The following is an 11438-nucleotide window of genomic DNA, read 5'->3' on the forward strand; positions in this document are numbered from 1 at the left end:
AAAGATATCGCTTTAAATAGCGAGCTTTATAAGCACTAAAAAAGCCAGATGTTACTTTAACAGCTGGCTTTTTTATTGCCGTTTATATCGTTTGGCATAACAGAAATAAAAAATTTAAGTAAAAAAAATTAAAATACAGCTCCGCTAGACTTTACTGGTAAATAAATTTTGGCTTCTAAACCACCAGATACCTTATTAGACAACTTAACCTTACCGCCATGCTTATCAACGACACGCTTAATAATAGCTAAACCTAATCCACTACCTCCCGTACCACGCGCGGTATCTCCCTGCGTAAACGGTTGAAATAACCGGTCGATATCAGCAGTGGGGATGCCCGCACCATGATCACTGACATTAACAAAAACATAATCTTGCCCGACACCATGTTCCACGCTGCGCTCAATACCTGTAAATACGTCAATGTCATCGCTGGTATAGCGAATAGCATTTTGCACTAAATTAGCCAACGCACGTTTTACCGCAACATGGCGCAATGGTATTTTAGGGCAGTCACTCGGGTGAAAGGTTATTGTCCTGTTATTAGGCGTTTCAATATTTAGTACTTCTTTAACGAGTATATTTACATCACCAAGCTCTGCCTTATCTTTAGAATCGTGACGAATATAGTCAATAAACTGGTCGATAATGTTATTCATATCATCGATATCCGTTTCGATACCCTCTTTTAAAAAAGTATCTTGGTCTTGCATCATCTCGCTCGCTAAGCGAATGCGAGTTAAAGGGGTACGTAAATCGTGAGAGATACCCGCCATAAGTAAATTACGATCGTCTTCAAGACGTTTAATACCTTTAGACATATGATTAAAAGCTTGAGTTACCGCCATAATCTCTGACGTACCTCGCTCAACCAGGGGTTCAGGAAAATTACCTCGCCCGACATTCTCTGCCGCTATCTCTAACGATTTTAACGGTCTATTAAGCTGTCTTACAAAGAGCCAGCCTCCCATAATACTTAATAAGCCAATGAAGGCCATGAAAAATATTAACGGTGAAAAGTTACCTTCTTCCATCCCCATTAACGGAATTTTTACCCAAAGATGTGGCGCTTGTGGAGCTCGTATCCAAAAAAGGTATTCATCACCTTGTGAGATCCTCACTTCTGCCGGTCCACCCAGTAATAGTGACATTTGCTCTGATCTATAAGGATATAAACCTGCTTCAGCTAGACCAAACTTGTAGGCATCTGCTGCATAGTAAACGCCAATACCTGTTTCGTTGTGAAATGCCTTAGCCATTTTAGGGCTCAATCGGGCATCACCAATATCAATAAAAACCACTCGTACTTGCTTGGCCAGCAGCTGATTTATCTGTTGCTGATTTGGTTCGATAACATAGAGTGCAAAAGAGATATAAGAGACTATTTGGTTAATAAAGAGTAAAAAACTTATCAATAAAACCGTTTGACCAAAGGCACTGCGAGGTAATATTTTCATAAGGGGACTACGTTAATGTCCCATCAGGTACAAAGACATAACCTAAGCCCCAAACCGTTTGTAAATATCTGGGTTTAGCGGGATCTTCTTCAAGCATGCGGCGCAATCGTGATACTTGTACATCAATACTGCGCTCTAACGCTGAATAATCTCTTCCGCGGGCAAGATTCATTAGTTTATCGCGAGACAGAGGCTCTCTAGGGTGAGTCACTAACGCTTTAAGCACGGCAAATTCACCGCTCGTTAATGGCATACTTACGCCATCTTTTTGCATTTCTCGAGTTGCTAAGTTCAATTGATAACTACCGAAGTTAACAATATTCTCTTCCAATGACGGTGCACCTGGCGCTTCTTGAGTACGACGGCGTAATACCGCCTTGATACGAGCAAGTAATTCTCTTGGATTAAAAGGCTTAGGCATATAATCATCAGCGCCTAATTCTAGCCCTATAATACGGTCAACCTCATCACCTTTAGCTGTTAACATCACAATAGGAATATTATTAGCGTGTTGGCGTAATCGCCGACAAATAGAAAGGCCATCCTCACCTGGTAACATTAAATCAAGTACTAACAAATGAAAGTTTTCACGTGCAAGTAAACGATCCATTTGCTCTGCATTAGCAGCACTGCGTACAGTAAAACCTTGCTCAACTAAATAGCGCTCTAGTAATGAGCGTAAACGCATATCATCGTCTACCACTAAAATTTTGGGGGTTTCTTGAGTCATCTTTTATTTCACTTTGCTGGTGTTGCATCTTATATATTGACAGTGGTATTACTATAAATGATATTGCTAACAATAAGAAAATTACCCAAGTAAAAGCAGGTAAGCATTTGTTACAATTTATGTAATTTCTTAAGCCGTTATTGTAAATAGTGAATACTTTGCTCGGTAACACATTGGGTAAAACTTTTTTTACGCTCGTCATAAGAAAGTGAAGATACTGCCTGCCTGACCAGCTTCATTTTCTGCTGTTGTTCGATGTTAGGTAAGTGACTAAGCTGCTGTTGAAAACAAGCAACTAAACCAAAGTTAATTGCGACGTCAGACTGCATAGTGTCTTCACCTAAACATCTATTAAGCTTTTCTGCCAAGGTATTTTTATCCATCTGCTGAATTAAAAAACTTAAGGGATAGTTAGTTTTGTCTGTTTGTCGTACTTGATTACAACTAAAAAATATATCAGCTACGGCAACAACAGGTATTAATTGCTGATGCTGAACACTAAAACGTTGTTTTAACCACTGTTGATGTGCTTCATCCTTAGCAAGCAACCAAGCTTTACTGGGTAAAGCATAAAAAAATAAAATAACGATGGATATTAATGCCGTTTTCATAAAAACCCGCTTTGGTAATGGCTAATACCATTTCGTATAAAGAAGTCACCACTTAGCATTCCATGGACGACATTAGAACAAATAAAATTGATGAGGATATAGTTATTCTACATCGAATAAATGTTGTGACGTTATCATGGTGCCCATGTATTCCCAAAGGGCCAGTACCTAATAAAAGGCAAAGGCTTATATGCATCGTTATTGATTTTGAAAAGAACGCTACCGGAGGTAGCTTATTAGAGAATGCAGAACGTACATTCTCCTGAGTACCCTTCTCTACAATCAATGCCTTGCCTCTAAACCTTTACATTCTGGCTAAGAGATAACTTTCTTATACGGATTAGTATAATAATCTTCAAATTATAAAGTCAGAATATTGTGCATGACAACACAAGTTAAGTATAGTGACCTTAATTATGTAAAACTGTGTAAAATTACGTGAAATTATGTATCAAACACTCATTCGTGGCCTAAGGAATAGCATGGCAAACTTAGTAAAAACTTTAAAAAATATATTATTAATAACAATAACGTTACTGCTTACCTGTAAAGATGTACTAGCAAATGATCCAAACAATGAGTTTGAGCAAGCAATGGAGCAATACAAGGGCAAAGTTGTTTATGTAGATTTTTGGGCTTCGTGGTGTGCCCCTTGTCGAGAATCGTTCCCTTGGATGAACACCATGCAAGCAAATCATCAAGCACAAGGCTTTGTTATATTAAGTATCAACTTAGATGCACAACCAACATTAGCGGATGAATTTTTAGAGCAAACACCCGCTAACTTTGGCATTATTTTTGATTCTAAAGGCTTACTCGCCAAGCGCTTTAAGCTAAAAGGTATGCCAAGCAGTTACTTATTTAATCGTAACGGAAAACTTATTAGCACCCATACAGGGTTCAATGCGACCAAGCAGAAAAAATATGAGCAAGAAATATTACAAGCACTGGTCAGAGAATAAACTAACTTACTAGCAATGCTACTATCAATGCTACTAAATATATTCCCCTCTCAGCTGCCAAAGACGAGTTGAGAGGGGAATAACTTAATAGACTTAGTCTAACTTACCCCTAAAATACATAGGTTAAAATAACAGCCATGCTAAAGCATCGTTATACCAGCGAGAAGCTTAAGCCTGAACAACCTCTTCTTTTTTTACTTGTAAAGATAAATGTGGATAAGGAATTTCGATATCAGCGTCATCGAAGGCTCCTTTAATTTTTTCTAGTAAATCACGGTGTAAAGTCCAGTAATCTGCAGAATTAACCCAAGGACGTACAACAAAATTAATTGAGCTTTCCCCTAATTCTTGCACACCAATAACAACCTCTTGATCTTTTAATACCAGTTCGTGTTCACTGGTCAGTTTAGTCAAAATAGCTTTAGTTTTTGATAAGTCAGCGTCATAACTTACGCCAATGACTAAATCTAAGCGGCGCGTTGGTTTGGTTGAAAAGTTAGTAATAGTACTCGACGTTATTTTACCATTAGGAATGATTACCGCTTTGTTGTCGCCTGTTCGTAACTTTGATGAAAAAATATTAATTTCTTCAACAATACCTGAAATACCGGCAACATCGATAAAGTCACCACTTTTAAAAGGTTTTAACACAATAAGTAGCACACCTGACGCAAAGTTAGATAAAGAGCCTTGTAACGCTAAACCAACCGCTAAACCTGCAGCACCAACAATAGCCACTAGCGATGAGGTATTAAAACCTAAATGCGATATTGCCGCGATGATGGCAACAAAAAAGACAATACCATAGGCAATACTGCCAACAAAGCTAATAACAGCCGCATCAACTTTTTTGTGTTTAAGCATTTTACTAATGCCTTTACGGACAAGTTTTGCAACCCATTTACCAATAATAATGATTGCAATCGCAACCGCAAAATCTATGACAAATTGTAGTAATTTAGTCTCATTTTGTGCAAACCACTCAAGAATTATATCCATTATGTTAACCTTTCACTTATGATAAATATGGTGTTGTAGACTAGCAGTATATAGTAACTTTTTTTAAGGATATAGCATTAATACACGACAGTATCTCGTCGTGAAATATCAACAGATGCTTAACAAAAAATTTTGCAAATGTTATGCTCACTTTGCTAGATAATAGCCAGCTGTACTTTCTATACGGCATTAATGGTATACGACATCATATGGGCTGTGTTATTTACAATGATTATCAAGCATCAAGTGCTCTCTTAAAAAATACTTATAACGCATCACTCAATAAGGAACGCCCTACATTATGACAAGTCTGCTATCTTTTTTTACCCACAAATTTTTTAAGATATTATTAGCCTTGTACATAGGTGTTTTTCTTCTTATTTGGCTAATTTCCTCACCGTTAATTAAGTACTTTATTACCCCTGAACTGACCGCCCAGCAATTACATTTATCTGATAACGCTAGCATACGTTTTAACCCGTTTTTAATGCGATTAACACTAAATGATATTAACCTAGTGAGTACAAAAACAACGCCAGAAAAAAGTGTTTTTACCTTAGCAAATATGGAAGTGCAGGTTGCCTTATGGCAGCTCGCTTTTAATAAAATTGTATTGAGTAAATTATTAATTGAGCAAGGGTCGCTAAACATTAGCCAACACAATAGCAAACTAGTGATTGCGGGCATTGAAATAGACAACTCGGCTGAAGAACCTCAACTAACGGCAGAGCCGGTAGTAGAAAAAAAACCGACTGAAACTATTGAGCAATCAAGCAGTAGTTTTCCTTATCAATTACTGTTACCTCATTTTTCGTTAAGTCAGTTTACTATCGATATAGAGATGGATACTGAGCAGCAAAAACATAAAAGCCATCAAATAAAAATTGAGCAGCTAATACTAAGTCAAGTAAGCGCTACTGAAACACAGCAACAAGCTAAGTTAGCGTTAAACACCTTAATTGATAATACGCATTTATCTCTCACCGCTGACACCAAATTAACACTTGGCAAAGGCGATATAAATAGTCGTATCGCCTTAAAAAACTATCCTATTGAAAAGTTAGCTAGCTACGTTAAAGATCTCACTGAGTTAAAAGGCTCGCTTTCTTTTAAGAGTCAGCAAACAATTACCTTAGCAGAGCAAAGTATCAATTTGACTATGCAAAACGCCAACTTAACCTTACAAGATTTTTTAGCTGGGCTAGAGCACCAGCAATTTACCCTCAAGGAGCTGGAGTATAACTTTACCGACTTAGCGATTAGCATAGAAGATAGCGCACTAACTCACTTAACAGGTGCCAGTAATATTAAGCTTATTGATGCTGTAGTTACCGACAAAGTCAGTAAAGATAATGTGGTCGCTTTTAATCAACTTAGTGTTAATGATATTCGCTTTATTTTAGATGAAGCACCTAGTATAGATATTGCTAATGTTAAGCTAGATGAGTTCATGTTTTCTAAAAAAGCGGCATTGAGTGCTGCTGAAGCTGAAAAAAACATTAATAAAATCAATGAGCGTGCTGAAAAAGACGGTCTTGATATTGCTGCACAAGAAATTGTGAAATTACCACCGGTAGTGCAGTTAAAGCAGTTAATGATAGATGAACTACATATTCACGAAAAAAGTATTACCGTCAATAATATTATTTTTGATACCTTAACAGGTGGCATAATTGTTAACGAGAAAAAGGCTATTGCGAATTTAATCGCTTTGACCAATGACGCTGATGCACAGATGACACCAGAAGCAGCAACGCCAGTAACAAAAGACAGCCCACAAGTGGTTAAAAAAGCGGCTAATGCTAATGATATTAACGTAAGCGATGATAATTTTATCTTTAGCTTCAAGGAATTACGCTTTATTAATAACAATTCCTTTAGCTTTACTGACTTTAGTGTTGACCCTATTTATCAACGGACACTATTTTTAGACACACTCACCGTCGGCGCTTTAAGTAATAAAGTTGAACATAAGCAAGTAAAAACGCCTTTTACCTTTGCTGGTCGTAGTAACAAGTACGCTAAAATTAACCTAGTGGGTTACCTGCAACCTTTTGCACAACAACCGACGTACCATGCGAAAGGGGATTTTAAAGAGTTTTCATTACCCGCGCTTTCTTCCTACTTAAAAGCCTCTACTGGTGTTGAAGTTAAAACAGGTCAACTAAACACAGCTTTAGACTTAACGCTAACCGCTGATCAACTCAAAGGAAATATTGTCGTGCTATTAGAAGCCTTGGAGACTGGCTTAGTCGATAGTGAAGAAGCGGGTAGCCTAATTGACCAAGGAGCTTTACCGTTAAATGTGGCTATTGGCATGTTAAAGGATAGAGAGGGTAATGTAGAGCTTGACGTACCAATTAGCGGCTCTACCTCAGATCCAAAATTTGGCTTCAGTAGCATTATTACCTTAATCACCAAAAAAGCCATTATATCGGCAACACAAGAGTATTTGCTAACCACTTTTGTGCCTTATGCAAACATAGTGTCTATCGCAATAACGGCCGGTGAAATAGCCTTAAAGCTGCGTTTTGATGATGTGGAGTATAAGGTAGAACAGGTGACGCCCGATGAGTATCAAAGGGCTTATTTGAAAGACTTCATTGCTTTGATGAAAGACAAAGAAAAAACTCGCGTAACCCTTTGTGCGATAAGCACTCCTGAAGATATTGGTCTTCCTGCAGGGGTTGCTGTAAAAAATAAAGCAGATATAAAACGTTTACTTGATTTAGGTGAACAACGTGAACATGCCTTTAAAGATCATTTAGTTGAGCAAGGTAACATTGAATCATCACGTATTTTATTATGCAAACCGCAGATAGACAGCAGTAAAGGCGCAATACCACGCATCGCTATTTCGGTTTAGTCTTTATCACCACTGTGGTTAGGTTGAGCTTTAAGCAGTAAAATTATTTCGAAATAAAAGAGAAACATTTGTGAAAATAATGACACGTGAAGATAATTTTATTTATCTAACTTGCGCCTTAACTCTCTTGTTACTAGGTACCGCCTTAGCACAGCAATTTTTTGATGGAACTGCACAACGTTTAGTGCAATCGGCCACCACAGTAACCCTGTTAGTAGCGGTTTGGGGCGTAGATTCAAAGGAATTTGTTTTACGAAAAACCTTTATTTTTCCTATTGCGGTTGTCGTCTTTTCATTAGCTAGTGCTTGGCTTGATAATGCCGGCTTTGATCAATTATATTTATTGTTATTACTTAGCTTCTTAATTTCGAGTGCGTTACGTACCATGAAACAGGTGATGTTTACCGGTGATATCGATATTAATAAAATATTAGGCGCTATTTGTTTATACTTATTAATAGGTCTTATTTGGGCGGTACTCTATACCCTAGTACAACTGACCTTACCGGGAGCTTTTGCAAACATTACCGCTAATAACGAATGGTTTACGTTATTCCCTGATTTTATTTACTTCTCCTTTGTTACTATAACGACTTTAGGGTTTGGCGATATTTCACCGCTGTTTCCTATCTCACGATTTTTTGTTTATTGTGAAGCCGTTGTTGGACAATTATATTTAGCTATTTTAGTCGCTAGCTTAGTTGGCTCGCATATGAGCAGCTTCGGTCCAAACAATCGTCGTTCTAAAAGGAGTCAAGTTTTAGCTGAAACTATGGCTAAAAATAAAATCGACATTAAAGTTAAAGATAAGGGTTAATCAACCGAAATACTGGCAGTAAATTCAGGGTTACTACGATCAAGTAAGGCTACACGGGCTGGTGCACGACGACTAGACACATCTCTGGTTTTGCACCCATGATGATTAAGCACCTCGTCCTAAATTACCATAACCAGCAATAGCTACTCTGATTTGATTCGACATTCATCTTGCTTCTAAAGTATAAACAATCAAAAATAACCATGAGTTGTTGCACATAAATCAACAAAGTTAAGAAAGTCTAATAGAAACTTAGCTGCTTATTAAAAACTACTCTTTTACACTAACGGGTAATTTTCCTAACGCTTTACTGACATCAAACACTACCGCCATACTGGCATTGAACCCTGGACTAATAGCTTGGTTATGTTCGTTTTTATATATCCTATCGTCAAAGTTTAATAATACCGCACCGGCCAATTGACGGTATTCATTTATCAAAAATGGCGAGCCTTTAGCAATAACAATGGTAGGTATATTTAACTGTCCTGCAAACGTAAGTTGCTGTTTTAACAAAGTGGCATAGCTTAGTTTCAGCTGTTTTTGTGCTGCACTACCGTAGCTCGGTGTTAAATCGTCCATTCCTCCTAGATCAACTAAGCTGGCTGTTTTAATATCAACAGTAGCGATGACAATATCAGCGTGATTTAGCAAGGTACTCCTTTGCTGCTCAGGCGAAGTAGCATAAGTAGCAATAAAGTCGCTCATAATAATATTATTCACGGTATGGGTTGGTAATACTTTGACAAGCGCGCGTTGGGTTGCATAAGTTAACGCCGCTAATTCTTGCTTATTGGCGACAATAAAATGTATTTTTTTTACTTGCTGAATATTAAGTGGTAATACTTGTTTATTTTTCAATAGGGTAACCGCGGCATCGGCAAGTGCTTGCTCCGTCTGTATATGCTTTTCATTAGCGATAATAGCTTTTGCGGCCACGACTTGCTGGGTGATTGAGCTATTATTTATCGCAATATATTGCTGCTTATAGTGCTTTAATCGAGCAATAGACTCTTCAAATTCTACTAACTGGTAATCGCCTTGCGCAATGCGCATCGTTAAGGCTTTTGCCACGTTTTTGATAAAAGTATAAAAATTATTGATATCTTCAGGGGTTCTAACTTTAAATGGCATTACAGCAAGATCTGCACCGGCAATAAACGTTTCAACCACAGCTTCAACATCAGTAAAAAAGTGTGTTACACCAGCCATATCAAGGGCATCGGTGGCGATAATACCATCAAAGGCCATTTCTTTTCTTAACAAGTCAGTTAATATTTTACGTGACATAGTCGCTGGACGAATGAGCTTTTCACCTTGTTTACTGACAAAAATACTATTATCCAGCACTGGGTATTGAATATGTGCAGTCATGATCATAGCGGGTTTGCTGTGCTTAATTGCCCAACTAAAAGGCGCTAAATCAACTCTGTCTATTGTCGCTCTATCATGATCAACGCGAGGTAAACCTAAGTGACTGTCGACATGGGTATCGCCATGACCTGGAAAATGTTTCAACGTCGCCATAACCCCCTGTGCCTGAATAGCATTTACCGCACTGACCCCAAGTTTAGCGACCTGCCCTGCTGATTCACCAAACGAGCGGGTATTAATAACGGGGTTAGCAACATTCGTATTGACATCAACTACTGGCGCGTAGTTATTATTAATGCCTAAAGCCTGTAACTCTGTTGCGATAACAGTATTTACTTGCGTGGCAAAATCAGTGCCGTGTTGAGCATAACTTGCACCAATAGCCATATTACCAGCAAAGCCGGTCATTTTAGTAAAGCGAGCCACCCGACCACCCTCTTGATCCATAGAAATAATCAAAGGCTTACCTTGTATAGATTTTATAGCGGCTTGTTGAATATCATGGGTTAAGTTAACCACTTGCGTTATTTCTTGCACATTTTCAGCAAATAGCACTATGCCGCCAACATTACTGCTAGTGATAAGCTGGGCAAGTTCATCAGGGAGTTTAGTCACTGCTTTTCGACAATGTTTTGATGTTGGCACGCTCGATTTGCCAGCTATATCGGCACAAAAATAACGTATATCAAGCGACATTTTTTCAGCAATTTGTTGCTCAAAGGCAGTCAATATTGGTGTACTAGTAGGCGTATTGCTCATATTTTTTATCGCTGCGTGGCTTTGTCTCATGTTTAGCGCCATGATGAGTGCGACGAAGATTAGGGGGATAACTATACTTACCTGCCGATACTGTGTTTTGTTCATCAACGCTATTTTTATGGTAGGTAAGTAACTTGATAAAATACTCGACAATGATGTCGATAGCTTGTTTATTAAAAAGTTGCTCATTAAAAACGATAGCTATTTACACAGCGCAAGCACATGCTTAACCAGCTTATTAATACCCACTGCGGCTTCATCTATTGATTCAGCTAACATATAAGCAGGCGTAGTCACTATTTTATATGTGTCATCAACCACGATGTCAGTTACTTCACAATCAATATGCGTTAAACCTTGCGCGGTAATTAAGCTAGCGGTTGCACTGTCTTTACCAATAGTACCTTTAACGCCAACAGGGTAAATCATCGGCAATAAAGCCGGAGCAATACACATAAAGCCTGAAGGTTTATCTACATTAGCAAACATTTTAGCGGCATTAACTACTTGCTCATTAACGTTGTAGTTATCATTATCTAAGGCAAAGCTACTTAAATTTTTTGCCGCGCCAAAACCACCCACAAAAATGATGGCATCAAACTCTTTTTCACTTAGTAGCGTTAAGTCTTCAACATCACCGCGCGCAATACGTGCCGCTTCAGCCAATACATTACGGCTTTCACCTTCACTCACTTCCCCCGTTAAATGATTAATAACATGGTGTTGAGCTATATTAGGTGCAAAACAACGATAACGAGCGCCTTGTTGCGCTATCGCTAATAAGGTAATAACGGCTTCTTGAATTTCACTGCCATCGTAAACACCACAACCACTTAATATTACGGCTATATTTTTCATGAGTA

General features: G+C 38.2%; 9 protein-coding genes. 3 read left to right on the forward strand and 6 right to left on the reverse strand.

Annotated features, from left to right (window positions below; genetic code table 11):
- Positions 1–128: 128 nt before the first annotated feature.
- The 3 genes from envZ to FCS21_RS02525 all read right to left on the reverse strand — a co-directional run bounded on the left by envZ (position 129) and on the right by FCS21_RS02525 (position 2798).
- Positions 129–1457 (reverse strand): two-component system sensor histidine kinase EnvZ, encoded by a 1329-nt coding sequence (gene envZ, locus FCS21_RS02515; RefSeq protein ID WP_138620387.1) that lies wholly within the window; start codon positions 1455–1457, stop codon positions 129–131.
- A gap of 7 nt (positions 1458–1464) precedes the next feature.
- Entirely contained in the window at positions 1465–2187 is a 723-nt protein-coding gene (gene ompR, locus FCS21_RS02520) for an osmolarity response regulator transcription factor OmpR (protein WP_138620388.1), read from the reverse strand.
- Between the two features lie 137 nt (positions 2188–2324).
- Positions 2325–2798 carry a hypothetical protein gene (locus FCS21_RS02525; protein WP_138620389.1) on the reverse strand — a complete coding sequence of 158 codons (474 nt, stop codon included), beginning with the start codon at positions 2796–2798 and terminating at the stop codon, positions 2325–2327.
- Between the two features lie 482 nt (positions 2799–3280).
- Between FCS21_RS02525 and FCS21_RS02530 the strand changes: the two genes are divergently transcribed.
- The gene (locus tag FCS21_RS02530) at positions 3281–3760 is read left to right on the forward strand and encodes a TlpA disulfide reductase family protein (protein WP_138620390.1); all 480 of its coding nucleotides are present in this window, start codon (positions 3281–3283) and stop codon (positions 3758–3760) included.
- Positions 3761–3928: 168 nt separating this feature from the next.
- On the opposite strand, the gene FCS21_RS02535 is transcribed toward FCS21_RS02530, so the two are convergent.
- Positions 3929–4759 carry a mechanosensitive ion channel family protein gene (locus FCS21_RS02535; protein ID WP_138620391.1) on the reverse strand — a complete coding sequence of 277 codons (831 nt, stop codon included), beginning with the start codon at positions 4757–4759 and terminating at the stop codon, positions 3929–3931.
- A 301-nt stretch (positions 4760–5060) separates the two neighbouring features.
- Between FCS21_RS02535 and FCS21_RS02540 the strand changes: the two genes are divergently transcribed.
- Both FCS21_RS02540 and FCS21_RS02545 read left to right on the forward strand, forming a co-directional pair.
- Positions 5061–7625 (forward strand): DUF748 domain-containing protein, encoded by a 2565-nt coding sequence (locus tag FCS21_RS02540; RefSeq protein WP_138620392.1) that lies wholly within the window; start codon positions 5061–5063, stop codon positions 7623–7625.
- 79 nt (positions 7626–7704) lie between these two features.
- Positions 7705–8442, forward strand: coding sequence for a potassium channel family protein (locus FCS21_RS02545; protein ID WP_138620528.1), 738 nt, complete (start codon positions 7705–7707; stop codon positions 8440–8442).
- Between the two features lie 270 nt (positions 8443–8712).
- Here FCS21_RS02545 and FCS21_RS02550 read toward each other — a convergent pair whose 3' ends face one another.
- Both FCS21_RS02550 and elbB read right to left on the reverse strand, forming a co-directional pair.
- Entirely contained in the window at positions 8713–10605 is a 1893-nt protein-coding gene (locus FCS21_RS02550; RefSeq protein ID WP_246046958.1) for a glycoside hydrolase family 3 protein, read from the reverse strand.
- 171 nt (positions 10606–10776) lie between these two features.
- Positions 10777–11433 carry an isoprenoid biosynthesis glyoxalase ElbB gene (elbB, locus tag FCS21_RS02555; protein ID WP_138620393.1) on the reverse strand — a complete coding sequence of 219 codons (657 nt, stop codon included), beginning with the start codon at positions 11431–11433 and terminating at the stop codon, positions 10777–10779.
- Positions 11434–11438: the final 5 nt, after the last annotated feature.

Source organism: Colwellia ponticola, from assembly GCF_005885605.1.
Classification (GTDB): domain Bacteria; phylum Pseudomonadota; class Gammaproteobacteria; order Enterobacterales; family Alteromonadaceae; genus Colwellia; species Colwellia ponticola.

What these genes read in the sequence shown, in the direction of transcription:
- envZ (WP_138620387.1), bottom strand. Translation starts at nt 1,457, where the DNA reads ATGAAAATATTACCTCGCAGTGCCTTTGGTCAAACGGTTTTATTGATA.
- ompR (WP_138620388.1), bottom strand. Translation starts at nt 2,187, where the DNA reads ATGACTCAAGAAACCCCCAAAATTTTAGTGGTAGACGATGATATGCGT.
- FCS21_RS02525 (WP_138620389.1), bottom strand. Translation starts at nt 2,798, where the DNA reads ATGAAAACGGCATTAATATCCATCGTTATTTTATTTTTTTATGCTTTA.
- FCS21_RS02530 (WP_138620390.1), top strand. Translation starts at nt 3,281, where the DNA reads ATGGCAAACTTAGTAAAAACTTTAAAAAATATATTATTAATAACAATA.
- FCS21_RS02535 (WP_138620391.1), bottom strand. Translation starts at nt 4,759, where the DNA reads ATGGATATAATTCTTGAGTGGTTTGCACAAAATGAGACTAAATTACTA.
- FCS21_RS02540 (WP_138620392.1), top strand. Translation starts at nt 5,061, where the DNA reads ATGACAAGTCTGCTATCTTTTTTTACCCACAAATTTTTTAAGATATTA.
- FCS21_RS02545 (WP_138620528.1), top strand. Translation starts at nt 7,705, where the DNA reads ATGACACGTGAAGATAATTTTATTTATCTAACTTGCGCCTTAACTCTC.
- FCS21_RS02550 (WP_246046958.1), bottom strand. Translation starts at nt 10,605, where the DNA reads ATGAGACAAAGCCACGCAGCGATAAAAAATATGAGCAATACGCCTACT.
- elbB (WP_138620393.1), bottom strand. Translation starts at nt 11,433, where the DNA reads ATGAAAAATATAGCCGTAATATTAAGTGGTTGTGGTGTTTACGATGGC.